The sequence below is a fragment of the Bosea sp. RAC05 genome, assembly GCF_001713455.1.
Classification (GTDB): domain Bacteria; phylum Pseudomonadota; class Alphaproteobacteria; order Rhizobiales; family Beijerinckiaceae; genus Allobosea.
In genome coordinates, this window is record NZ_CP016464.1 from 2,145,788 (window position 1) to 2,168,414 (window position 22,627).

At 68.2% G+C, this 22,627-nt stretch carries 23 protein-coding genes; 4 read left to right on the plus strand and 19 right to left on the minus strand.

The window, feature by feature from the left end; genetic code table 11:
* Positions 1–4 precede the first annotated feature (4 nt).
* From BSY19_RS13640 to BSY19_RS13650, 3 genes are all read left to right on the plus strand, one after another.
* A complete protein-coding gene (locus BSY19_RS13640) occupies positions 5–1,039 on the plus strand; it encodes a LacI family DNA-binding transcriptional regulator (protein ID WP_069054637.1) in 1,035 nt (344 codons plus the stop codon).
* 34 nt (positions 1,040–1,073) lie between these two features.
* Complete coding sequence (locus tag BSY19_RS28585; protein WP_069054638.1) at positions 1,074–2,084, plus strand: cupin domain-containing protein; 1,011 nt, start codon at positions 1,074–1,076, stop codon at positions 2,082–2,084.
* Between the two features lie 212 nt (positions 2,085–2,296).
* The gene (locus tag BSY19_RS13650) at positions 2,297–2,839 is read left to right on the plus strand and encodes a lipocalin family protein (RefSeq protein ID WP_069054639.1); all 543 of its coding nucleotides are present in this window, start codon (positions 2,297–2,299) and stop codon (positions 2,837–2,839) included.
* Between the two features lie 27 nt (positions 2,840–2,866).
* On the opposite strand, the gene pcaD is transcribed toward BSY19_RS13650, so the two are convergent.
* From pcaD to BSY19_RS13730, 16 genes are all read right to left on the minus strand, one after another.
* Positions 2,867–3,652 (minus strand): 3-oxoadipate enol-lactonase, encoded by a 786-nt coding sequence (gene pcaD, locus BSY19_RS13655; protein ID WP_069054640.1) that lies wholly within the window; start codon positions 3,650–3,652, stop codon positions 2,867–2,869.
* A gap of 4 nt (positions 3,653–3,656) precedes the next feature.
* Positions 3,657–4,367 carry an ABC transporter ATP-binding protein gene (locus BSY19_RS13660; protein WP_069054641.1) on the minus strand — a complete coding sequence of 237 codons (711 nt, stop codon included), beginning with the start codon at positions 4,365–4,367 and terminating at the stop codon, positions 3,657–3,659.
* A complete protein-coding gene (locus BSY19_RS13665; protein WP_069054642.1) occupies positions 4,364–5,125 on the minus strand; it encodes an ABC transporter ATP-binding protein in 762 nt (253 codons plus the stop codon). The genes BSY19_RS13660 and BSY19_RS13665 overlap by 4 nt, the downstream gene beginning before the upstream one ends.
* Positions 5,118–6,191 (minus strand): branched-chain amino acid ABC transporter permease, encoded by a 1,074-nt coding sequence (locus tag BSY19_RS13670; protein WP_069054643.1) that lies wholly within the window; start codon positions 6,189–6,191, stop codon positions 5,118–5,120. Before BSY19_RS13670 ends, BSY19_RS13665 begins: the two co-directional genes overlap by 8 nt.
* Positions 6,192–6,201: 10 nt before the next feature.
* Entirely contained in the window at positions 6,202–7,068 is an 867-nt protein-coding gene (locus BSY19_RS13675) for a branched-chain amino acid ABC transporter permease (RefSeq protein ID WP_069054644.1), read from the minus strand.
* 94 nt (positions 7,069–7,162) lie between these two features.
* Positions 7,163–8,377 (minus strand): ABC transporter substrate-binding protein, encoded by a 1,215-nt coding sequence (locus BSY19_RS13680; RefSeq protein WP_069054645.1) that lies wholly within the window; start codon positions 8,375–8,377, stop codon positions 7,163–7,165.
* A gap of 259 nt (positions 8,378–8,636) precedes the next feature.
* Entirely contained in the window at positions 8,637–9,860 is a 1,224-nt protein-coding gene (locus tag BSY19_RS13685; RefSeq protein WP_069054646.1) for a benzoate/H(+) symporter BenE family transporter, read from the minus strand.
* A 12-nt stretch (positions 9,861–9,872) separates the two neighbouring features.
* A complete protein-coding gene (locus tag BSY19_RS13690; protein ID WP_069054647.1) occupies positions 9,873–10,709 on the minus strand; it encodes a 3-oxoadipate:acetyl-CoA acetyltransferase in 837 nt (278 codons plus the stop codon).
* Positions 10,710–10,726: 17 nt separating this feature from the next.
* A complete protein-coding gene (gene benD, locus BSY19_RS13695; protein ID WP_269466160.1) occupies positions 10,727–11,521 on the minus strand; it encodes a benzoate diol dehydrogenase BenD in 795 nt (264 codons plus the stop codon).
* On the minus strand, positions 11,518–12,534 hold the full coding sequence (benC, locus tag BSY19_RS13700) for a benzoate 1,2-dioxygenase electron transfer component BenC (protein WP_069054648.1): 1,017 nt from the start codon (positions 12,532–12,534) through the stop codon (positions 11,518–11,520). The genes benD and benC overlap by 4 nt, the downstream gene beginning before the upstream one ends.
* Before the next feature lie 122 nt (positions 12,535–12,656).
* Positions 12,657–13,181 (minus strand): benzoate 1,2-dioxygenase small subunit, encoded by a 525-nt coding sequence (gene benB / locus BSY19_RS13705; RefSeq protein WP_269466161.1) that lies wholly within the window; start codon positions 13,179–13,181, stop codon positions 12,657–12,659.
* A gap of 104 nt (positions 13,182–13,285) precedes the next feature.
* Positions 13,286–14,650, minus strand: coding sequence for a benzoate 1,2-dioxygenase large subunit (gene benA / locus BSY19_RS13710; RefSeq protein WP_069054649.1), 1,365 nt, complete (start codon positions 14,648–14,650; stop codon positions 13,286–13,288).
* A gap of 76 nt (positions 14,651–14,726) precedes the next feature.
* Positions 14,727–15,656, minus strand: coding sequence for a dioxygenase family protein (locus BSY19_RS13715; protein ID WP_210184431.1), 930 nt, complete (start codon positions 15,654–15,656; stop codon positions 14,727–14,729).
* A gap of 47 nt (positions 15,657–15,703) precedes the next feature.
* Positions 15,704–15,994: a muconolactone Delta-isomerase gene (gene catC, locus BSY19_RS13720; protein WP_069054650.1), complete on the minus strand. Its 291-nt coding sequence runs from the start codon at positions 15,992–15,994 to the stop codon at positions 15,704–15,706.
* Positions 15,995–15,997: 3 nt separating this feature from the next.
* A complete protein-coding gene (locus BSY19_RS13725; RefSeq protein ID WP_069054651.1) occupies positions 15,998–17,173 on the minus strand; it encodes a muconate/chloromuconate family cycloisomerase in 1,176 nt (391 codons plus the stop codon).
* A gap of 106 nt (positions 17,174–17,279) precedes the next feature.
* A complete protein-coding gene (locus BSY19_RS13730) occupies positions 17,280–18,515 on the minus strand; it encodes an FAD-dependent monooxygenase (RefSeq protein WP_069054652.1) in 1,236 nt (411 codons plus the stop codon).
* A gap of 131 nt (positions 18,516–18,646) precedes the next feature.
* Between BSY19_RS13730 and BSY19_RS13735 the strand changes: the two genes are divergently transcribed.
* The gene (locus BSY19_RS13735) at positions 18,647–19,564 is read left to right on the plus strand and encodes a LysR family transcriptional regulator (RefSeq protein ID WP_069054653.1); all 918 of its coding nucleotides are present in this window, start codon (positions 18,647–18,649) and stop codon (positions 19,562–19,564) included.
* 155 nt (positions 19,565–19,719) lie between these two features.
* Here BSY19_RS13735 and BSY19_RS13740 read toward each other — a convergent pair whose 3' ends face one another.
* From BSY19_RS13740 to BSY19_RS13750, 3 genes are read right to left on the minus strand one after another with little or no spacing between them, the layout of a single operon-like run.
* Positions 19,720–20,934, minus strand: a complete 1,215-nt coding sequence (locus tag BSY19_RS13740) for an NAD(P)/FAD-dependent oxidoreductase (protein ID WP_069054654.1) — start codon at positions 20,932–20,934, stop codon at positions 19,720–19,722.
* Positions 20,931–22,298 (minus strand): FAD/NAD(P)-dependent oxidoreductase, encoded by a 1,368-nt coding sequence (locus BSY19_RS13745; RefSeq protein ID WP_069054655.1) that lies wholly within the window; start codon positions 22,296–22,298, stop codon positions 20,931–20,933. The genes BSY19_RS13740 and BSY19_RS13745 overlap by 4 nt, the downstream gene beginning before the upstream one ends.
* The gene (locus BSY19_RS13750) at positions 22,291–22,575 is read right to left on the minus strand and encodes a (2Fe-2S)-binding protein (RefSeq protein WP_069054656.1); all 285 of its coding nucleotides are present in this window, start codon (positions 22,573–22,575) and stop codon (positions 22,291–22,293) included. Before BSY19_RS13750 ends, BSY19_RS13745 begins: the two co-directional genes overlap by 8 nt.
* Positions 22,576–22,627 lie beyond the last annotated feature (52 nt).

Genomic DNA, 22,627 nt, shown 5'->3' on the forward strand with positions numbered 1-22,627 from the left:
GCAGGTGACGGGCAAAACCGGACTTTCGCGTCGCGGCCGGCCGGCGACGGCCGATCGCGGCGTCTCGATCCGCGCGGTGGCGGCACGCGCGCAGGTCTCGATCGCGACGGTCTCGCGGGTGGTCAACGGCCTCCCCAACATGGCCTCACCGGAGACGGTCGCGCGCGTCAGGGCGGCGATCGCCGAGCTTGGCTACCGGCCGAGCAGCGCCGGCCGCTCGCTGCGCCAGCGCGAGAGCCGGCTCGTGGCGGTGATCGCGGCCAACCTCGCCAACCCGGCGATGACGGCGATTTCGGCCTCCGTCGAGGTGGCGCTGCGCAGCCGCGGCCTGGTCCTGGCGCTGTGCGACAGCCACGACCAGGCCGAATTGCAGGACGAATACCTGCTCGAGATGCGCGCGCATCTGGTGCGCGCCACCGTGCTGCTCGGCGCCGTGGCGAGCCCGAAGCTGGTCGCGATGATCGAAACCGGCGAGCCGCTCGTCTTCGTCAACCGGCGCTGCCCCGGCGACGACGACCAGCCCTTCATCGGCATCGACAACCGCCAGGCCGGACGCGATGCCGCCGCCTTCCTGCTGGCCAAGGGGATTCGCGACGTCGCCGTGGCCCATGGCCATCTCGCCTCCTCGGCGACCATCGACCGCATCGCCGGCATCGGCGAGGCCTTCGCGGACGCGGGCGCACCCGTGCCGCCGGAGCGTTTCCTGACCACGCAGGGCGCGGAGCATCTGGAAATCGGCTACCGCGCCGCCGACCATCTTCTCGCGGCCGGCAGGCCACCGGCCGGGCTCATCTGCGCCAGCGACATGATCGCCTTCGGCGCGCATCGCAGGCTGACCGAGGCCGGGCTGGCTCCCGGCGCCATGCCGCGGCTCCTGGGGTTCGACGACAATCCGCTCAACCCCTGGGTCGCGCCCTGGCTGTCATCCGTGCGCATCCCCTATCAGGCCTACGGTGATGCGGTCGTTCGCATGATCGACGCCGACGCGCCACGCCGTATCATCCTCGCGCATCAGATCGTCGATCGATCGCCGCCGTGACGGCCACGAGCCTCAGGACCTGAAAGACCGCGCCATGGGACTTCGCTTCATCTTCATGCTGACGCGCAACGACCGCACGGTCGAGGACGCGGCCGACCAGCTGCAGACGGCGCTCGGCCTCGGCGTCCGGCATATCGGCTTCAAGGACATCGGGCTGCCGATCGCGCAGCTCAAGGCCCTGAACGCCGCGATCAAGGCGGGCGAGGCCACCTCCTATCTCGAGGTCGTCTCGCTGGACCGCGACAGCGAGATCGCCTCCGCCAGGGCGGCGCTGGAGATCGGCGTCGACGTGCTGCTCGGCGGCACCCGCGCCGAGGACGTCCTGCCCGTCATCGCCGGCTCCCGGATCCAGTACTGCCCGTTTCCCGGCCGCATCGTCGGCCATCCCAGCGTCCTCGAAGGGAGCCTCGCGGAGATCGTCGAGAGCGCCAGGGCGCTCGCCGCCCATGACGGCGTGCACGGGCTCGATCTGCTGGCCTATCGCTTCAAGGGCGACGTGCCGGCCCTCATGCAGGCCGTCTGCGCCGCCGTCGCCAAGCCGGTCTACATTGCCGGGTCGATCGACACACCGGACCGCATCGCCATCGTCAAGCAGGCCGGGGCGGCCGGCTTCACCATCGGCACCGCGGCGCTGGAGGGGAAATATCCCGCCGCTGGCGGGTCCGTGCCGGACCAACTCGCCGCCATCATCCGCGACGTTGCGCGGCTGAACAATCACCTCTCGCCCTTCAGCAAGAAGAACCTCGCAGCCTCCTTCGCGGCCCTGCCGACGGCCGGTGACGCGCTTGTTTCCGGCCAGGTCAACGGCATGCCGATCGGCCTCACCCGCTTCGCGGGCACCGCGGCCTGGCAGTTCGACCTGCACAGCGACAAGCTGATCTTCGTCCACAAGGGCCGGCTGCTGATGGCGTTCCGGGACCGCGAGGAGATCGTCGAGGAGGGCGAGTTCATCGTCGTCCCGCATGGCGTCGAACATCGGCCGGCTGCGCTCGACGGAATCTGTGAGGCCGTCGTCGTCGGTCCGGCCCGGCCGGGGCAGACCTAGTCGGGCCCGGTCCGCGCCGTCCCGGAGACGATCATGGCCTGCTCGACCATGGCCCGGCGGGACGGCAGCCTCGTCCCGGGACGGAGGCTGCCGGGCCTGGCTGCCGCGGGGGCTTGCGGACGGCCGATCACGCGTGGGAAGCCAGTGGGGTCCGGCTCCGGAACAGCGCGCGCCTCCCGGCGTTGGCCGGTCACCGCCACCGAGGACTGTCGATGAAGATCTCCCTGCTTGCGCTGCTGACGACATCGGGCCTGGCGCTGGCCGCCTGCAATCCCCTCGACACGGGGCCGGTTGGAAACCCGAACGTCCCGCAGCCCCGCAAACCGGTGGAACTCGGCCGCTATGGCGGCACCTGGTACGAGCAGGCCCGCTATGATGCGAGCTTCCAGAAGGGCTGCGAAGCCGTCACAGCGCGCTATGCCGCAAAGCCCGACGGTACCATCGCGGTCGTCAATGCCTGCCGGCAGGGCAGTCCGACCGGCCCTGTCAGGACGGCGGACGCCACCGCCCGCGTCGTCGAGGGCTCGAACGGCGCCAAGCTCAAGGTGACCTTCTTCTGGCCGATCGAAGGGGACTACTGGGTCCTCGACCGGGCCGATGACTACGCCTGGTCGATCGTCGGCGAGCCCTCCGGGCGCTATCTCTGGATCCTGACGCGCAGCCAGCGGCTCGGCCCGCGGCAGTATGCGGCGCTCGTGACCCGGGTCCAGGCACTGGGCTATGACACCACCCTGCTGCGGCGCACGCAGCACTGAGCGAAGACACGTCCCCACACCGCGCCGTCAGAGCTTCGCGAGGAAGGCTCTCAGGAGCGCCGCGGTCGCGGCGGGCCGCTGAACCGCCAGGAGATGCGCGGAGTCCGGCATGACGGTCAGCGTCGCATGGCGGATGCCGGCGGCGATCTCCAGCATCATCGCCACCGGCGTGGCGGGGTCGTCATGTCCGGCGATGATGGCTGTCGGCGCGGTGATGCGGCCGAGCTCGGGCCTCAGATCCATCGCGCCGATCGCCTCGCAGCAGGCGGCGTAGCCCTCGCGGTCGATCGCGACGAACTCCTCCTTGACCCGCATCAGCGCGGGCGGCGCCGCCGCGACGATCGCCGGCGTGAACCAGCGCTGCAGTGTCGCTTCGACGATCGCCTGCGTGCCCTCGCGGCGCACCAGCGCGGCGCGGTCGGCCCAGGCGGCCTGGCTGGGCAGATGCGCCGCGGTCGCCATCAGCGCGAGGCTCCTGACGCGCCGGGGATGGCGGATGGCCAGCGCCTGACCGGTCATGCCGCCGAGCGACAGTCCCGCGATGTGAGCGCTCTCCAGCCCGAGATTGTCGAGCAGCGCGACCACATCGTCGGCCAGCGTGGCGATCTCGAAGGCCTGCCCGTCGAAGGTCGAGGCGCCATGCCCGCGCGTGTCGTAGCGGATGCAGCGGAAGTCGACCGCGAATTCGTCGACGATCGCGTCCCACATCCGGTGCGTCGTGCCGAGCGAGTTGGAAAACAGGATCGGCGGCGCATCCGGCGCGCCGGCCTCGGTCACGAACAGCGTGGCGCCTCTCGCCTGGACGAAGGGCATCGGATCAGACGCCCAGATGCTTTTCGAGGATGGAGGGGTCCGACGCGAGCCGCGTCGGCGTCCCGTCGAAAGCGATCTCGCCCTTGGACATCACCAGCATGCGGTCGGCGACCTTGGCCAGGGAACGGTGGTCCTTGTCGACCACGATGGTGGCGATGCCCTCGTCACGGATGATGCCGAGCGTGCGCCAGATCTCCTGGGCGATCAGGGGCGCCAGCCCCTCCGTCGCCTCGTCGAGCAGGATCAGGTCGGGATTGGTCATGAGCGCGCGGCCGATGGAGAGCATCTGCTGTTCGCCGCCCGAAAGCTGGTGGCCACCATTGGCGCGGCGCTGGTGCAGCCGGGGAAAGACCTCGAAGACCCGGTCGATGGTCCAGCGCCGCGAGCCCGACACGCCGGCGCGGGCGGCCATGATCAGGTTCTCGACCACCGACAGCGAGCCGAACACGCCGCGCCCCTCGGGCACATAGGCCAGGCCACGGCGGGCGATGTCCTCGGGCTTGGCCCTGAGGGCGCTGGTGCCGGCGAAGACGATCTCGCCGCGCCGATCGGCGAGCAGGCCGACGATCGACTTGAGCAGGGTGGTCTTGCCCATGCCGTTGCGGCCGATCAGGGCGATCTGTTCGCCGCGCGACACGGTCAGGTTGACGCCGTGGAGCGCCTCGCTGACGCCGTAGAAGCTGCGCAGATCGTTGATGGCGAGAAGCGCGCTCATGCCGCGATCTCCTGTTCAGGACCGAGATAGGCGGCCCGCACCGCCGGGTGGCTGCGGACATGGGCCGGGTCGCCCGAGGCGATGACCTGCCCGTCCGCCATCACGGTCAGCCGGTCGGCCAGCGCGAAGACGGCGTCCATGTCGTGCTCGACCAGGAGTACGGCGCGACCGTCCTTGAGACGGCGAATGATGTCGATCATCCGCGCCGCCTCGGCATGGCCCATGCCGGCGAGGGGCTCGTCGAGCAGGATCACCTTGGGTTCGGTGGCCAGCACCATGGCGACCTCGAGCTGGCGCTGCTCGCCGTGGCTCATGAAGCGCGCGACGGTGTCGCGCCGGCTCGCCAGCCCCACCTCTGCGATCGCTGCCGCGGCACGCGCATTGACGTTGGCGTCGCGGGAGGCGGATCCGAACAGCCGCAGAGGCTGGCCGCCATGGGCCTGCGCCGCGAGCCTGACGTTTTCGAACACCGTCGATCCCGCGAAGATCGTCGTCTTCTGGTAGGAGCGGCCGACGCCGGCCATGGCGCGCCGGTCGGGCGCCAGGGCGGTGATGTCCCGGTCGCGCAGCAGCACGGCCCCTGACGTTACCGGCGTGTCGCCCGAGAGCAGGTTGACGAGGGTCGACTTGCCGGCGCCGTTGGGCCCGATCACCGCATGGACCTCGTCGCGGTGGACATCGATCGAGACGCCCGACACCGCCCTGAGCCCGCCATAGCGCTTCTCCAGCGCCGTGGCCTTGAGCATGACCTCAGACATGGGAGACGGCCTCCTTCGCGACGGGGGAACGCTTGACCTCGGGTGCCCTGGGCTCGGACGCCCTGGGGCTGGCCGGCAGGACCTCGGGCGTCTCGGGGTCGCGCCCGCCCTCGGTCTTGCGCGGCGCGATCATCGCGGCCAGCTGCTGGACGCCGCCAGGCAGGGCGAAGACGAGGGCGATGACGATGAGGCCCTTGATCAGCTTCCAGTGTTCGAAGGTCGACTTCAGCACCTCCTCGAGACCCAGAAGCGCGATCGCGCCGATGACCGGACCCAGGACGGAGCTCATGCCGCCGAGCACGACCATCACCAGCACGCTCGCCGACAGGTGCCAGCCGAGCAGTTGCGGGGCGACGAAGCCGAACTGCGCCGCGGAGAAGAACCCGGCCACGGCCGCGATCATCGCCGACAGGACGAAGGCGAGCAGGCGGATGCGGAAGACGGGGAAACCAAGCGAGAGCGCGCGGCGCTCATTGTCCCTCGCCGCCGCCAGCGCATGACCGAAGGGCGAGCGCACCAGCGCCTGCACCAGCAGCGCCGCACCGACGAGGCCGCCGAGCGCGACATAGTAGAAGGTCCTGGCATTCTCGAGATCGAGCAGCACCAGCCCGCCGATGGCAAACTCCGGCTTGAAGTAGATGTAGAGCCCGTCCGAGCCACCACCGATCTTGGTGTCGTGGAAGAGGTAGAACAGCATCTCGCCGAAGGCGAGCGTGACCATGATGAAGTAGATGCCCCGGGTTCGCAGCGACAGCGCGCCGATGATCGCCGCGACGGCCGCGACGACGAGGATTGCCGCGGGTAGGGCGAGCCAGACGCTCGCGCCGGCGTCATCGGCCGTCATGAAGCCGAGCATGTAGCCGGACAGTCCGAAGAAGGCGGCGTGGCACATGCTGACCATGCCGCCATAGCCGACGACGAGGTTGAGCGAGAGCGCCAGCATCGCCATCAGGACCGCCTTGGAGGCGAACTGGACATAGTAGCCCGGCGCCACGAAGGGCAGCGCAACCGCCAGCCCCAGCAGGACGACGAGCAGCGAGGTGGCGGCGGAGGGGGAGCGGGTCATGGAAGCCTCCTCAGGCCTTGCCGAGCAGGCCGTTGGGCCGCCAGAGCAGCACGCCGGCCATCAGCACATAGATCAGGATCGACGAGATCTGCGGGAAGAAGACCTTGCCGAAGGTGTCGGTGAGGCCGATCAGAAGGGCACCAATCGCGGCCCCCGCCACCGAGCCGATGCCGCCCAGCACGACCACCACGAAGGACAGGATGAGCATCCCGTCGCCCATGCCGGGGAAGACAGTGGAGACCGGCGCGACGAGGCTGCCGCCCAGCGCGGCGAGCGCGATGCCGCCGGCGAACACGTAGCGGTTGACCACGTCGAACGGGATGCCGAGCGCACGCGTCATGTCGCGGTTCTCGGCACCGGCCCGGATCACCATGCCCAGGCGGGTCTTCTGGATCACGTAGAAGATCACGGCCGCGAGGACGAGGCAGGCGACGCAGAGCGCCAGCCGGTAGACTGGATAGGACAGAACCTCGGTGAGCTGGATCGAGCCGCGCAGCCACTCCGGCGGCATGACCGAATGCACGTCCTTGCCGAAGACGATCTGGCGCACCTCGTCGATCACGAGGATCAGCCCGAAGGACAGGAGGACCTGGGCCAGATGGTCCCGCCCGATCATGCGCTTGACGAAGATTTCCTCGAGCGCGATCCCGAGCAGGAAGGAGATCACCAGCGAGCCGACGATCGCCAGCGCGAAGCTGCCGGTGTAGGCCGAGATCGCCCAGGCCAGATAGGCGCCCAGCATGTAGAACGCGCCATGGGCGAGGTTGATGACGCCGAGAATGCCGAAAACGAGCGTCAGCCCGCTGGCGACGAGAAACAGCACGAGGCCGTACTGCACGCCGTTCAGCAACTGAACGGCGAAGGTGATCGCGTCCATCGCGGATCTCCGTGGGGCGGAAGAAAAGGGGGCGCATCGACCGTGACCGGCGCGCGCGCCCCGAGTGGCGGCTGGGGAGGACAGGCAGCCGCGGTCAGGCCTGGATGCGGCAGCCGCGCGCCGGATCGTCGACCGCCTGTCCGGCAATGGAGACCAGTTCGTTGCGGCCATTGCGGACTTCGCGCAGATAGACGTTCTGGACGGGGTTGCCGGCACGGTTGAAGGACAGCGGCCCGCGGGGGCTGTCGATCCGGGCCGCGCGCATCGCGGCCGTGGCCTGCGTCCGCGCCGACCAGTCTCCCTTCGTCGCCTTCAGCCCCTCCGCGAGCAGCGCCGCCGCGTCCCACCCCTGGACGGCGTAGATGTCGCCGTCCTGGCCGGTCTTGGCCTTGAAGGCTTCGAGGAAGGCGCGGTTGGCGGGGTTGTCGAGGTTGTCGGCATAATGGAGCGTGGTCTTGATCCCGTTGGCATCCGCGCCCTGGGCCGGCAGCGTGCCGTCGGTGAGGAAGCCGGCGCCGTAGAGCGGGATGGTGCGGTTGAGGCCGGCGGCCGCATAGTCCTTGACGAACTTGACCGCGCCGCCGCCGGCGAAGAAGGCGAAGACGGAATCGGGCTTGAGGGTGGCGATGCGGGTGATCAGCGCCTGGAACTCGACCTCGGGGAAGGGCAGCGCCAGATCCTCGACGATCGCGCCGCCGGCGCGCGTGAAGCCCTCCTTGAACGCGTCGACCATCTGGGCGCCCGCCGCATAGCGCCAGGTGATGGTGACGGCGTTGCGGCGGCCTTCGTCGAACATCACCTTGCCCATCGGCTGGCAGACCTGCCAGTTGGAGAAGGAGGTGCGGAAGATATGCGGGGCGCACATCGGGCCGGTCGCCTCGTTGACGCCGGCATTGGGGATGATCAGCGGGGTATTGGTGTCGCGGGCGACCTTCACCATCGCCATCGCCACGCCGGAATGCACGGTGCCGACCACGAGATCGACCTTCTCGCGACCGACCAGACGGTTCATGTTGTCCGTCGCGCTTTCGGGCTTGGACTCGTCGTCGACCTGGACGAACTCGATGCGGCGGCCGCCGAGCGAGCCGCCCTGGCGCTCGACATTGAGGCGAAAGCCGTCATCCACGAACTTGCCGAGCTTCGCGAAGGTGCCCGAATAGGGCAGCATGAAGCCCACCTTCAGCGGCGCGCCCTGTGCGATCGCCGGCGTGGGGAAGCGGAAGGCGGCTGCGCCCGTCGTGACGGCGGCCGCCCCCAGGAGAAAGCGACGTCGGCTGGTCGGGACGGAAAACGGGTTCGAATGTGACATGGCTGTTCCTCCTGCAATCGGTTGCGCGATCTTCGCGGCCGGGAGCGGATGGTCTGCACATGTGACCCCCTCCTTCTCGCGCGCGTTTCTTCCCGTTGCTGAGGTTAGGGAGCGCTCTTCTCGAAAGACAGGATCGATTACGTCTACTTTGATACCCGTAAGGTATACGGCTGGACAGGCGCAGGTAAAACGGGAGAATTTCCGGCGCAATGGCCGGGCTCATTTGCAGACTTGCGCTACGGAAGGTCGCGATCAGGTATCAGGCTGCGGCCTTGAAGTCGGCACGCTCCAGCAGCCAGGAGACGGCGAGGCCGGCGACCAGCCCCCAGAAAGCCGCGCCGATGTTGAGGACGGGCCGGTCGGCGACCGTCACGACGAAGCAGATCAGGGCACCGAAGGCGAAGGGCCCGCGAAAGGCGGCTGTGAAGGCTCCCAGCAGAACCCGCAGCATGGCGAGGCCGCCGAGCGTCAGGATCAGCTCCTTGGGGGCCGCGAGCATAAGCCGGGTGAAGGTCGGCGCCAGCAGGCCGAACAGGATGGCGATCAGCGCCGTGACGATCGCCGTCGCATAGTGCTTCGCGTGCGGGCCCGTCGCGGTGACGAGGCCGTTGGTGGGGCCGGTGAGCGACGTCCCGACCGCTCCGACCGCGGCGCTGAGCAGCCCGCCGAACCCGGCCATGATGGTGACCGCGTTGAGCGGCGGCGGATGTCCGGCCTGGGTCAGGACCGCAAGGCCCTGCCCATGCTGCACGAAGATGATCGTGATCGCGAGCGGGATCACCAGCTCGATCATCGCAGGCGCCGAAAAGACCGGCATGGTGAAGACGGGCTCGACGATCTGCAGCCCGCCGAACTCCGCCCCGGCGAAGCGGCCGGTGGCGACCGCGACGGTGGCGCCCATCAGCAGCGCGCCGATGATCGGCGGCATCAGGCGCTGGGCACTCGTCCAGGCGGTGAGCCCGAAGAACGCCGCCACCATCGTCCCTGCGACGGCGACATCGCCGTGCAGCGAGCGCACGATGTCGAGCGCGAATTTCAGGAAGACACCGGCCACCATCGCCATCACGATCGGCATGGCGATGAGCCGCATCGCGGTTCGCGCCAGCCCCGTCCAGCCCAGCGCCAGCACGAGCAGGCTGGTGACCCAGAAGGCGCCGACCACCTCGGCGAAGCTCATATGGGTCAGGGCCGGCCCCATCAGCACGGTGCCGGGAATCGTCCAGAACAGGCAGAGCGGCTGGCGGTAGAGCCAGACGATCACGAGTGTCAGCACGCCGTTGATGGCAAAGACGCCGAAGACGAACGACGCCAGCTCCCGCTCGCTCAGGCCGCCGCCTGTGCCCACCGCGAGAATGATGGCCAGCGCGCCGGTCGCGCCGAACAGGAATGCGACGAGGCCCGTGGCAAGCTGCACGGGCCCGATGTCGCGGATGATCTCGGCGAGCGTCGGGCGATGAGGGCTGAACGGCTCGAACGGTGTCATGCAGCGGGACGATCAGGAAGCGCGCAGCCCGAGGCGGGCACGCGCCACGGCAGGCGTGGCGGGGCGCCCATCATGACGCGCGATCAGCTCGGCGGCGATCGAAACGAGTTCCGCATTGCCGCTGGCGAGCCTGTCCTTGCTGACGCGGATATTGTCTTCCAGGCCGGTGCGGACCGCATCGGCGCCGCGCGCCAGCGCCCAGCCCATCACCCGGGCCTGCTCCCGCCCGATGCCGGCCGCGGTCCAGGTCGCCCCGGGGATCACGCGGCGCGTCTCCTCGAGCAGGATGTCGAGCAGCCGCTCGTCAGCCGGCATGGCGTTCTGAACGCCCATGACGAACTGGACATGGGGCTGGGCACGCATGAGCCCGGCGTCGATCAGGCGGCTCGCGCCATGGATGTGAGAGAGGTCGAAGATCTCGATCTCCGGCGCGATGTCGAACGCCTTCATGCGGGTCGCCAGATCGACGACCAGCGTGGCGTGGTTCTCGTAGACGATCGTGGGGAAGTTCACCGAGCCGGTCGACAGGGACGCCATGTCCGGCCGGTGGACCAGGGAGAGGCCGCGCGCCGCGGGATCGCGCCCGCGCCCGCCCGTCGAGAACTGCACGATCATGCCGGGGCAGTGCTTGCGCACGCCCTCCTGCACGGCGGCGAAGCGGTCCGGATCCGAGGACGGGCTCTCGTCGTCGTTGCGCACATGAATGTGGACGAGGCTCGCCCCGGCCTCGAAGGCGGCGTGAGTGGACTCGATCTGCTCCGAGGGCAGCACCGGCAGCGCCGGATTGTCCTTCTTGCGCGGCACGGAACCGGTTATGGCGACGGCGATGACGACGGGGCGCATGGTCATTGTCTCTCGTTGCCGGCTCAGCCCTGGTCGCCACCGCCCACCGGCAGCACCGTGCCCGTGATGTAGGAGGCGGCGTCGGAGGCGAGGAACAGAATCGCCGCAGCCATCTCCCGCAGCAGACCATAGCGTTTCATGTGGCTCGACTGCACCGTCTGGTCGACGACCTGCTGCATCCAGCGCTTGTCCTGCTCGGTCAGCGGATCGGTGCCGCGCGGCACCTTGCGCGGCGGCGCCGTCGTGCCGCCCGGCGCCACGGCGTTGACGCGGATGTTCTTGCCGCCGACCTCGAAGGCCAGCGAAGCGGTGAGCGCGTTCACCGCGCCCTTGGCGGCGGAATAGGGCACGCGGTTGATGCCCTTGGTCGCGATCGACGAGACGTTGACGATCGCGCCCCGCCCCTGCTCGAGCATGTAGGGCAGCACGGCGCGGCAGCCCCAGAGCGTCGGAAACAGCGAGCGGGAAATCTCGGCCTCGATCTGGCGCTCGTCGAAGCGCTCGAACGGGCGCATCCAGATCGCGCCGCCCACATTGGTGATCAGCACGTCGATGGCGCCATAGGTCCGCTGCGCCTTGTCCATCACCTGCTGGTTGCCGCTCCAGGTTTCCAGGTCGGCCGTCATGGCGATGGCCTGGCCGCCGTCCTCGACGATCCGCTTCGCCACCTCCTCGACGAGAGGAGAGCGGTCGACGAGCAGAAGGCGCGCGCCTTCCCGCGCCGCCATCACGGCGACCTGCTCCCCGATGCCCTGGGCCGCCCCTGTCACGACCATGCTCTTGCCGGCGAAACGCGGCGTCGTCGCTTGCAGGGTCACTTGCCGGCCTCCGAGGGAGAGAACTTCTCGAAATGGAAGCTCGCGGGGCTGATGGCCCGGGTGTCGAGATAGCTTCGGACGGCGTCGACCATCGGCGGCGGCCCGCAGAGATAGATATCGACATCGCCGCCATGCAGCGCCGCATCGGGCAGGTGGTGCGTGACGTAGCCCTTGCGCGGATGATCGCTCGCAGCGTCGGCGACCACGGTCGCGAAGGTGAAGCCCGGAATCGCTTTGGCGAAGGCGTGGAGCTTGTCGACCTCGACGAGGTCGGCGTCGTTGGTCACGCCATAGATCATGTGGACCGGCTGCTGCGTGCCCGACGCCTGCAGGACCTCCAGCATCGCGAGAAAGGGGGCCAGGCCCGTGCCGCCCGCCAGGAACAGCACGGGGCGCTTCACCTCGCGCAGGTAGAACGACCCGATCGGCCCGGTGATGGTCAGCGCGTCCCCGGGGCCGGCTCTTTCGGCCAGATAGGACGACATCAGGCCGCCCGGGATGTTGCGGACGAGGAACTCGACCGCGCCGGCCTTCGGCATCGACGAGAACGAATAGGAGCGTGTCTGCGTCGTACCCGGCACGGAGACGTTGACGTACTGGCCGGGCAGGAAGGACAGCGCGGCCTTGTCCTGTAGCGCGACCGTGAACCCGATCGTGGTCGGCGAGAGCTTGCGCGCCTCGACCATGGTGGCCGCGAGCGCGCCGGGCTTGACCTTGCAGGCGGCGGACGAGGCGGGGATGCGGATCACGCAGTCGCTCTGCGCCTTCATCTGGCAGGTGAGGACATAGCCCGCGGCGGCCTCGTCCTCGGTCATGGCGTCCTCGATATAGCTGCCGAGCGTATAGTCGCCCTGCTCGCAACGGCATTTGCAGGTCCCGCAGGCGCCGTCGCGGCAGTCCATCGGAATGTTCACGCCCTCGCGATAGGCGGCATCGGCGACGAGTTCGCCGGCCCGCGCCTCGATGAAGCGCGTCACGCCATCCTCGAACGTGAGCGCGATCCTGTTGGTCATGGCGCTATCCTCTCCTGTGTCATTGCCGCGTCGCGCGCAGCCGCGGTTGCAGGACACCAGCCTCGGGCTGGAGTCCGTCCGCGAGCCTTGCAGCGCGCCGGGTGTAACGGGTCTCGGCCCCGTCAGATGTGATAGATGTCGACGACGTGGTGGATGTAATCGTTCTTGAACACCACCTTCTTGGCCTTGATCAGCCAGCACTCGCCGCTCGTGTCGATCGTGTAGTACGACGTCCCGAAATAAATATCGGTGGTCTTGTACCGGTAGCTCAGGTTGAACCAGTTGAACCGCACCTTCAACTGGACCGCCGTCTCTTCGACGATCTCGACATTCGAGATGTTGTGTGAGGTGCGCGGCTCGGGCAGCGACGTCGCCGAGGAGCGCTCGGTGCGGATGCGGAAGACGCGATCCTCCAGCCCCTGCTTCGAGCCATAGTAGATCAGCGAGATTTCGCGCTGCGGGTCTTCCGTCAGCAGGTCGTCGTCGTCCCAGGCGGGCATGTGGAACGTGGCATCGGGCGCATAGCAGGCGAGCCAGGCGTCCCATTCGCGGTCGTCCAGTGCACGGGCCTCCGCATAGAGGAACGTCTGCACCTCTTCGAGGCTGACCGTCTGCGGCCGGGTCTTCATCTGGAATGCGAGCGACATGGGAATCCTCCCCTTGGCGGGTGGCGGTGTTCGCCTTGTTGTTGGATGGTCAGGCATCCGATCCGGGCCGGGCAGGGACTGCCCGCCCGGATCGGGCGGGCGCGCTACTCGGCGGCCTGTCGGAAGCTCTCGGCGGCCTCCTTCTTCAGCCCCTCGATCAGCGCGTCGCGCCAATAGGCGTGCTGGATGACGAAGAGGCCCTCGTCCTCGGTGCGCGCACCCGACAGGAGCGGCTCCATGTCGATCGACTTCGCATCGTCGTCGGCCCCCTCGATCCAGTGCGTCGCGCCGCGCGAGAGATCGTTCCACTGCGCGTGCCGCGCCCCGTATCCGATCTGGCAGGAGCGGAATTCCTCCAGATCGTCGGGGGTCGCCATGCCCGAGGCGTTGAAGAAATCCTCGTACTGGCGGATGCGGTGGGCGCGGGCCGCCGCGCTCTCGCCACGGGGCGCGATGCAGTAGATCGTGACCTCGGTCTTGTCGACGGAGATCGGCCGGTACATCCGGATCTGCGAGGAAAACTGGTCCATCAGGAAGACGTTCGGGTAGAGGCAGAGATTGCGGCTCTTCTCGATCATCCAGTCGGCGCGGGCCTTGCCGAACTGCGCCGTCAGTTCCTCGCGGCGGTCCCAGTTGGGGCGATCCTCGGGGTTGGTCCAGTTGGTCCAGAGCAGCAGATGGCCGTGCTCGTAGGAGTAGAACCCGCCGCCCTTCTTGGCCCAGCCGCCGGCATCCATGGCGCGGATGTCGTCCTGCGTCGTCGCGGCCTTGCGGGCCTGGGTGGTGGCGGCATAGTTCCAGTGCACCGACGAGACATGGTAGCCGTCCGCGCCGTTCTCGGCCTGGAGCTTCCAGTTGCCGTCATAGATGTATTGCGAGTTGCCCCGCAGCACCTCGAGCCCGTCGGGCGACTGGTCGACGATCAGGTCGATGATCTTGCGCGACTCGCCCAGATGATCCTCGATGCTCTTCACGTCGGCGTTGAGCGAGCCGAACAGGAAGCCGCGGTAATTGGCGAACTTCGCCACCTTCTGCAGGTCGTGGCTGCCGTTCTTGTTGAAGCTGTCGGGATAACCCGCGCCGTCCGGATCCTTGGCCTTGAGCAGCTTGCCGGTGTTGCTGAAGGTCCAGCCATGGAACGGGCAGGTATAGGTCGACTTGTTGCCGCGCTTGTGCCGGCAGATCATCGCGCCGCGATGGGAACAGGCGTTCAGGAAGCAGGTCAGCTGCCCGTTGCGATCCCGGCTGATGACGATGGGCTGGCGACCGATATAGCCGGTGATGTAGTCGTTGTTGTTGGGGATCTGGCTCTCATGGGCGAGATAGACCCAGTTGCCTTCCCAGATGTGCCGCATCTCGACCTCGAACAGCTCGGGGTCGGTGAAGATGTCGCGGCGGCAGCGGTAGTGGTTGGTCGTGGCGTCGTGCTGGACGGACCCCTGCAAGCGCTCGATCAATGCTTCGGACATGGCGCGTCTTCCCCTGCTATTCTCGTTGTCGCGGCGGCCGGTTCGCGGCTGGCGGCGCCAACCGGCCCGGTCTGGCTCAGGCGGCGATCACGTGCTCGCGGGCGACCTCGGTCTTCGGCGCGCCGGCGCGCTCCTTCGTCATCACGACATCGAAGGTCGCACGCGCGAAGGGGCGGTTGAAGCCCGCATTGCGGATGGCGTTGGCGTCCGTGACACGCTCCAGGGTCACGACGAGCTCTTCGCGGGTTCCGAAGGCGAAGTCGGTGTAGAGATACTTGTCGCCGGTGAAGTTGAACTGCGTGGTCAGCTTCCGGTAGCCCGGCGCCGAGACGAAGAAGTGCACATGCGCCGGGCGCTCGGCATGGCGGCCCATCAGGTTCATCGCCTTGCGGGTGCAGCTCAGCGGCGGGCAGCCATAGCCGTTGGGCACGATCGAGCGGGCGAGATAGCGGCCCTTCTCGTCGGTCTCGATGCGCCGGCGCAGGTTGTAGGGCGCCTGCTCGCCATCGATGAAGGAATAGCCGCCCTTCGAATTGGCGTGCCAGAGATCGACGATGGCGCCGGCGATGATGTTGCCGTCCTCGCCGCGCACCTGGCCTTCGATGACGAAGGGCTCGCCCGGATCGGTGCCGTCGTCCATGCGGGCTTCGCCCTTCGACAGCGGCGCGCCGGCGACATAGAGCGGGCCCTCGATCGTGCGCAGCGTGCCGCCCTTGATGCCGGCCTTCTTCTCCGCCTCGTCGAGGCGCAGGTCGAGGAAGTGCTCGAGCGCGACGCCCGGCACGAGCAGGCCGAACTCGTTGTTCTTGCCGGTCTGGGCGATGAAGCCGATGCCGGCCCAGAACTCCTCCATCGAGACGTCGCATTCGTCGATCACCTGCATCAGGCGATAGAGCAGCCGGTTGGCGATCTCCTTGACCCGGGGGTCGCCGCCGCTCTGCTTGAGGCCGGAGGCCTCCTCGGCGAGTTCCTTCATCTGGGCTTTGGTCATCAGATTGGCAGGCATGGCGTTTCCCTCGTGTTTTGAACGTGATCTTCTGTCAGCGTTGACTTTCAGCGGTCGTCGTCGTGGATCGACGACGGGTGTCGGCAGAGTGGCGTGACGCCGATCTCCATGAAGGGGAACAGCGGCAGCGTCGACAGGATGTCGTGAAGCTCCTGCGCCCCGTCGACATCGAAAATCGAGGTGTTGGCATAGCGGCCGGCATGACGCCACAGATGCCGCCATTTGCCCTCGCGCTGGAGCGCATGCGCCCGCTCGCGCTCGGCCTTCTTCAGCGCATCCGCCGTCTCGGCCGGCAGATCATGGGGAATGCGAACCTCCATCTGGACCTGGAACAGCATCGCTCAGGACCCCGTCATCAGCCGCGGCACCACATGGATGCTGCGCTCGGCGCGGTCGCGCCGGAAGAGGCTGATCTGGCACTCGTCGAGCGCGATCCCGAGGCCGGGGCCGGTCGGGACGGCCAGGCTGAACTCGCTGTAGTCGAGCGGCTCTTCCAGGATCTCCTCGGTCAGCAGCAGCGGACCGAACAGCTCGGTTCCCCATTCGAGCTTGGCGAAGGTCGAGAACAGATGGGCCGAGGCTGCGGTCGCGACACCGCCTTCGAGCATGGTTCCGCCGTAGAGGCCGATGCCTGCGGCTTCGGCGATGGCGGCGACCTTGCCGGCCGCGAAGAGCCCACTCGACTGCATGATCTTGATCGCAAACACATCAGCGCCGGCCTGCTGCGCGATGTTGAAGGCGCTTTCGGGCCCATGCAGGGCCTCGTCAGCCATGATCGCGACCGAGCTTTCGCGGGCCAGCCGGGCCAGGCCCCTGACGTTGCGCAGCGCAATCGGCTGCTCGACCAGGTCCACGCCGGCATCGCGCAGCAGGGGCAGCATGGCCGAGGCCGTCGCCTCGCTCCAGGCCTGGTTGATGTCGACACGGACGCTGGCCCGCTCGCCGAGCGCGCGCTTGATGGCGGCGACATGGGCAATGTTGGCCCGCGGGTCGCCTTTCCCGATCTTCAGCTTGAAGATGTTGTGGCGACGCCTGGCCAGCATCCCCTCGGCCTCTTCGATGTCGCGGGCCGTCTCGCCGCTTGCCAGGGTCCAGGCGACCGGCAACCGGTCATGCTGGCGGCCGCCCAGGAGCTCGGACAGGGCCAGCCCGGTGCGTTTCCCCATCGCGTCGAGCAGGGCGATTTCCACGGCGCATTTGGCGAAATGATTGCCCTGCACGGCCTTTCCGATGGCCGCCATCGTCAAGGCCACCCGGCCCGGATCGCACTGAAGCAGGATGGGAGCGAGATAGGTATCGATCGTGAGCTTCATGCTCTCCGGGCTTTCCGCCCCGTAGGAGAGCCCGCCGATCGTTGTGCCTTCGCCGATGCCGACGACGCCGTCCGATGTCCGGATCCGGACGATCATCAGCGTCTGGCCCTTCATCGTCGTCATGGCGAGCTGGTGCGGACGGATGGTCGGCACATCGACCAGAAACGTCTCGACCTGTTCGATCTGGATGCTTGCCGTAGGCACCGTTGCGTCACTCCATGAAGTATAGAACAAGACTAGATCCAGAAAGTCATCCCGCGCGGGAGCGGTTGTTCCTGTGGGTCTTCGGACATGGCCTGCTGCTCGGCTGTCAGGCCGGGACCAGCTCGCGGTCTTCGACATGTTGGCGGGCGACGGCCTGGGCATCGAAGGCGTGAATCCAGCCGAAGCGATCCGGAAACGCGGCGACACGCCGGTCGCGGGACTTCAGCTCAGGACCATCCGGCAGATGCAGTTCCCGGTTCGTGGCCCATGCGCTGCGCTGGATCGTGCGGGTGCGCCGTTGGCGCATCGACTGATAGCTCGAGAACAGCTCTTGCAGATCGCGGCTGTTGCTTCTGTCCGGCAGAGCCGACAGCAGAACGGCCAGGGTAACGGCATCCTCGATCGTGGTGTTCGCGCCCTGTCCGTGATGAGGCAGCATGCCATGGACGGAATCGCCCATCAGGGCGACGCGGCCTCGCGACCAGTTCAGAACCGGCGGCACCGTGAACAATCCCCAGCGGATCGTGTGGCGCGAGGCATCGATCATTTCGATGACGGCCGGATGCCAGCCGCGAAACGCATCCAGCGCGGTCTTGTGGTCGATCGGAGCGGTCGAGCCCTCGGGGTTCGGCCAGACACCGGGCCCTTCGACCACGGCGAAATAGTTGACCGCCTTGCTGGCGCCCCCGATGGCATAGTGCAGCAGATGCGCATTCGGCCCCATCCAGAACTGAATGGCCTCCGGATCGGGAAGCGATGGCAGCGCCTCGATGGGAACGATGCCGCGAAAGGCCGACGTCCGCGAGTAGCGCATGGCGGCGGTAGCGCTCACATGGCGCCGCACCGCGGATCGCACGCCGTCGGCCCCGATGACGATATCAGCGACAACCTGCTCGCCATTGCCGAAGCTGATGTGAACGCCGTCTTCGCGCTCGACAAGGCGCTCCACCCGATGACCCAGGTGCAGGCGATCGCCGCCATGGGCTCCGGACAGAATGCGCTGCAGATCGGCCCGGTGAATGCCGAAATAGGGCGCGCCAAACTGCCTGACGTAAGCGCGGTCATGGCGCACGGGAAAGGCCGCGATCCGCGCATCAGATTTCCAGCCGCGATAGATCAGCTCCGTCGGCTCCGTCGAGACGGCCGACAGGGCGGCGAGGCAGCCCAGCCGCTCCAGTTCGCGGGTTCCATTGGCGGACAGCGCGATGGCCGCGCCGATCTCGGTCAGCTGCGTGGCCTGCTCGAAGACGTCGGCTTCAATGCCCCTCTGACGCAAGGCGAGGGCAAGTGTCAGCCCCCCAATTCCTGCGCCGATGATGGCAATGCGCGATCTTTTTTTCATGAGCGCTACTCCCCTTCAAAAAAAGCATAGAGCGCGTTTCATTGACGAAACAGCATCAATTATGTCTAATTTCATACCTGTAAGGTATCGAGTTTCGCGAGAGACAGACGGTTCGTCCGGAGGTACGCCCCATGGAGCTGCGCCATTTGCGCTATTTCACGACGGTTGCAGCGGAAGGCTCTTTCAGCCGTGCCTCCGAGAAACTGAACATCGCCCAGCCCCCGCTCAGCCGGCAGATCCAGCAGCTCGAGGAGGAACTGGGCGTGAGGCTGCTCGACCGCGGCCGGCCGATCACGCTCACCGAGCCGGGTCGATACCTCTTCGAACAGGCCCGTCAGATCCTGCAGCGGGTCGAGGACACCAAGGCGATGACCCGGCGCATCGCCAAGGGCATGGTCCTTCAGTTCAACATCGGCTTCGTGGCCTCGACCCTGTACGACGCGCTGCCCGAGCTCATCCGTCGTTTCCGGATCGCGGTGCCCGGCGTCGAGGTCCAGCTGCTCGAGATGACCACGATGGAGCAGGTCGCCGCCCTCAAGGACGGCCGCATCGACGTCGGTCTGGGCCGCTTGAGGTTCGAGGACGAGAGCCTCGTGCGCAAGGTGGTGCGCGAGGAAAGGCTCTGGCTCGCCGTGCCCGTCGATCATCCCCTGGCCAGGACCGTGGAGAAGCTCAGGCTGCGCGACACCGCCGGCGAGCCTCTGATCATCTACCCGAAGTCGCCGCGTCCGAGCTATGCCGACCAGGTCCTCGACTTCTACCGCGAAGCCGGCGTCCAGCCGCAGATCGGGATGGAGGCGCGCGAGCTCCAGACCGCGCTCGGGCTGGTGGCCTCGGGCGGCGGCATCTGCGTCGTGCCGGCCTCGGTCAGGCGGCTGGGGCGGGACGACGTGCGCTTCATCGAGCTCGACGAGCCCCAGATGACGACGCCGATCATCATGAGCTATCGCCGCGCCGACACGTCACGGCTCCTGGCGCAGCTGATCGCGCTCGTGCGCGACTTCGATCAATGGGGCGGCAAGGCCGAAAGCGGGAGCCCGTCAGCCTGACCAGCACGGGGGCGGGTCATCGAGCCGCCCAGAAACCAGACCTTGCATGCGTCCGCTTCGGGCCAGAAGCGCCGGCCGCGGGGGCCGGGCGCGTCGCGCCAGCCGCTGACACTCAAGCCGGCCGAACACGCATGAGTTGGCCGGCATCCAGCGCGCTAGCCCTGGCCGATCGTTGGGACAGTTTCGGGAGATCGCTTGCTCGCAGTGTCGCCGGGGCGATCAAACTCCTTGAGGAACTTTTCGCTGACCGCCGCGGGCGTGCGGAACCTTGCAATCGAGAAGGGCTCCAGCGGGGTCTGCGTCGCGCCGTCGACGATCAATTCGCTGAGGCACAGGCCGACGCCGGGGCCGATCTGGAAGCCATGGCCGCAGAAGCCGAAGGCGTGGAACAGGCCCGGCGTGGTGTCGCTCCTCCCGATCACCGGGATCATGTCGGGCAGATAGCCCTCGATGCCGGACCAGACGCGGATCACATGCGCCTGCGCGAGGGCCGGCACGAGTCCTCCGAGCGCCCGCATGGCAGCCAGCGTCTTGGCCGGCGGCACCGGCGCACGGTTTGCCACCGCATCGGCCGCCGTGCGCGGATAGCCCGCGAGGATGACGTTGCCGCGCTCGGTCTGGCGGGCGATGACGGAGCCGTCGATCGTCTGGAGCGAGGGCGTGAACAGCGGTGGCACGGGCTCGGTGACGAATTGCGGCGGCCCTGCCGCGAAGACCGGCGCCGTCTCCCCGAAGCATTCCGCTATCTGGACGGCCCAGGCTCCGGCCGCGTTGACGAGTGCCGCGCAGCTCAGCCCGCGCCCGTCGGCGGTGGTGATCCTGAAGCCGTCGCCTTGCCGGGTGACGGCTGTGACGTGCGCATTCTCGCGGATCTCCACCCCCTGCCGCTGCGCCGCACGCGCCACGGCCGGCGTTGCCAGCCGCGGGTTAGCGGTCGCGTCGCGCGCGCAGAAGGTGGCGGCGATCGCCCGGTCGCTCAGCCAGGGGAAGCGCCGACGCAGATCGTGCGGCGCGAGCCGTTCGATGGCCAGGCCGTGCGACTCGGAGACCTGCGCATAGGCTTCGAGCCGCGCGGCCTCGCCGGCGTCGAAGGCACAATAGAGATGGCCCGTCTGCGCGAACTCGCAGTCCTCGCCGATCAGCCCCTCGAAATCCTCCCACAGCGCATGCGAGCGCAATGACAGGGGATATTGGCCGGGAAAGCGGCCCTGCAGCCGCAGATTGCCGAAATTCGTGCCGCTCGACTGGGCGCCGACCACGCCCTTCTCGAACAGCGTCACGCTCTGGCCGCGCCGCGCCAGGAAGAAGGCCGTCCAGACACCGATCAGACCGCCCCCGATGATCGCGACGTCGGCGCTCGCGCGGCTCATGGCGTCGACTCCCCGGCTGCGGAGAGGGCGATCGGCTTGACCGGCGCCTGACCGCGCAGGCGGCCGGCGCCTGCCCCGTCCTGGCCGGACGCTCCGGCGACGATTTCCTGGAGGGCCGGCCCGCAGACGCGGCCCTGGCAGCGTCCCATGCCGCAGCGCGTCATCGCCTTGACGCGGTTGACCTCGACCGGGCCGAGCGCCTGCGCCATGGCCGTGCGCACCGCGCCGATGGTGACGGATTCGCAGCGGCACAACAGCGTGTCGTCGGGCAGGGCCCGGATCTGGGCGACCGGCCAGGCAAACGCCCGCGCGAGGCTGCGCTGGAAACCGTGCAGCCTGGCCACCCTGCGCGTCAGCGTCCTGACCGCAGCAGCAGCGGGTGGTGCGCCGAGATCAGCCAGGATCGCATGGGCGGCGAGGGCGCCGCTGGCCTCGGCCGCGTCGGCGCCGCCTATGCTGGCGCCGTCTCCGGCGAGATAGAGGCCGGGGCGCGCCCGGCCGAAAACATCCGTCTCCGGCAGGAAGAGCCGGAACGCCTCGTCATAGGCGAAACGGGCCCCCGCGAGGTCGGCGAGCTGGGTTTCGGGCTTGAGGCCGTATCCCAGCGCGACCGCGTCGCAGGGGAAGCGGCGTTCGCGCCCTGCCGCATCGCGCAGCAGCAGCGACTGGACATGGCCGTCCCCCTCGATCGCGAGCGGGGTGACGCCGTGCAGCGGGGGCGTGCCGGCGCGCAGCGCGCCAGCCATGCCGCCAAGCCCGCGCAGCAGCGTTCGCGGCGAGGCCAGAAGTCCCGGCAGCGCCGTTGCCTTCGCTGCGAGGCCCGTCGTGTCCGCGATGACGGCGACGGTGCCGCCCATCTGCCGATACTGCTTGGCGGCGAGCAGCAGCAGGGGCGAGGAGCCGAGGAAGGCGACGCGCCGGCCGATCAGGCAGCCCTGATCCTTGAGCGCGACCTGCGCCCCGCCCAGGGTGAAGACCCCCGGCAGGGTCCATCCGGGCAATGGTGCCACCCGGTCCATGGCTCCTGTCGCCAGCAGCAGCCTGTCGGCCTCGATCGTTTCCACCCGCCCTTGATGCAGGAGATGCAGCGTGTGCCCCTCGATCGCCCAGACCAGCGTGCGCGGGCGGTAGTCGATGTGCTCCGCCAGGGCGGCGAAGCGGCGGTGCAGCGCCTCGTAGCGGCCGGCCTCGCTGCCCATCAGAGCGTGCATGTCGAGCGCGAGATCGGGTGAGGGGCGGCGATACCCTTGGCCGCCGGCGCGCTCGCCCTCGTCAATCACGACGGGCCGGTGTCCGTGGCTGCAGAGCAATTCTGCCGCCGCGATACCGGCCGGCCCGGCCCCGACGATGACGATGCTACTCATGGGGACCGGCTGGCGGCTGGCTGGCGAGGATCATGCCGTCGGCAACCGGCGTCGTACAGGCGCGCAAGCGTCCGCCAAGCCCGCTCCAGACCCAGCAATCCTGGCAGGCGCCCATCAGGCAGAAGCCCGAACGCGACTCATTGCCGAATTCGTGGCGGCGCAGGATCAGGCCGTGGGTCAGCAGGACGGCCAGGATGCTGTCACCCTCCGTTGCGGCCAAGTGCAGGCCGTCGAATTCCACAGCGATCGCGGCCCCGCGACGCGGGACGACGCGCATGAACTGGGCGCCGTCAGTGGTCACAACGACACCCAGATATCGCAATGCGATA

Bases quoted from the DNA above. Each gene is read 5' to 3' on its own strand.
- BSY19_RS28585 (WP_069054638.1), top strand. From the start codon at position 1,074: ATGGGACTTCGCTTCATCTTCATGCTGACGCGCAACGACCGCACGGTC.
- BSY19_RS13650 (WP_069054639.1), top strand. From the start codon at position 2,297: ATGAAGATCTCCCTGCTTGCGCTGCTGACGACATCGGGCCTGGCGCTG.
- pcaD (WP_069054640.1), bottom strand. From the start codon at position 3,652: ATGCCCTTCGTCCAGGCGAGAGGCGCCACGCTGTTCGTGACCGAGGCC.
- BSY19_RS13660 (WP_069054641.1), bottom strand. From the start codon at position 4,367: ATGAGCGCGCTTCTCGCCATCAACGATCTGCGCAGCTTCTACGGCGTC.
- BSY19_RS13665 (WP_069054642.1), bottom strand. From the start codon at position 5,125: ATGTCTGAGGTCATGCTCAAGGCCACGGCGCTGGAGAAGCGCTATGGC.
- BSY19_RS13670 (WP_069054643.1), bottom strand. From the start codon at position 6,191: ATGACCCGCTCCCCCTCCGCCGCCACCTCGCTGCTCGTCGTCCTGCTG.
- BSY19_RS13675 (WP_069054644.1), bottom strand. From the start codon at position 7,068: ATGGACGCGATCACCTTCGCCGTTCAGTTGCTGAACGGCGTGCAGTAC.
- BSY19_RS13680 (WP_069054645.1), bottom strand. From the start codon at position 8,377: ATGTCACATTCGAACCCGTTTTCCGTCCCGACCAGCCGACGTCGCTTT.
- BSY19_RS13685 (WP_069054646.1), bottom strand. From the start codon at position 9,860: ATGACACCGTTCGAGCCGTTCAGCCCTCATCGCCCGACGCTCGCCGAG.
- BSY19_RS13690 (WP_069054647.1), bottom strand. From the start codon at position 10,709: ATGACCATGCGCCCCGTCGTCATCGCCGTCGCCATAACCGGTTCCGTG.
- benC (WP_069054648.1), bottom strand. From the start codon at position 12,534: ATGACCAACAGGATCGCGCTCACGTTCGAGGATGGCGTGACGCGCTTC.
- benB (WP_269466161.1), bottom strand. From the start codon at position 13,181: ATGTCGCTCGCATTCCAGATGAAGACCCGGCCGCAGACGGTCAGCCTC.
- benA (WP_069054649.1), bottom strand. From the start codon at position 14,650: ATGTCCGAAGCATTGATCGAGCGCTTGCAGGGGTCCGTCCAGCACGAC.
- BSY19_RS13715 (WP_210184431.1), bottom strand. From the start codon at position 15,656: ATGCCTGCCAATCTGATGACCAAAGCCCAGATGAAGGAACTCGCCGAG.
- catC (WP_069054650.1), bottom strand. From the start codon at position 15,994: ATGCTGTTCCAGGTCCAGATGGAGGTTCGCATTCCCCATGATCTGCCG.
- BSY19_RS13730 (WP_069054652.1), bottom strand. From the start codon at position 18,515: ATGAAAAAAAGATCGCGCATTGCCATCATCGGCGCAGGAATTGGGGGG.
- BSY19_RS13735 (WP_069054653.1), top strand. From the start codon at position 18,647: ATGGAGCTGCGCCATTTGCGCTATTTCACGACGGTTGCAGCGGAAGGC.
- BSY19_RS13740 (WP_069054654.1), bottom strand. From the start codon at position 20,934: ATGAGCCGCGCGAGCGCCGACGTCGCGATCATCGGGGGCGGTCTGATC.
- BSY19_RS13745 (WP_069054655.1), bottom strand. From the start codon at position 22,298: ATGAGTAGCATCGTCATCGTCGGGGCCGGGCCGGCCGGTATCGCGGCG.
- BSY19_RS13750 (WP_069054656.1), bottom strand. From the start codon at position 22,575: ATGCGCGTCGTCCCGCGTCGCGGGGCCGCGATCGCTGTGGAATTCGAC.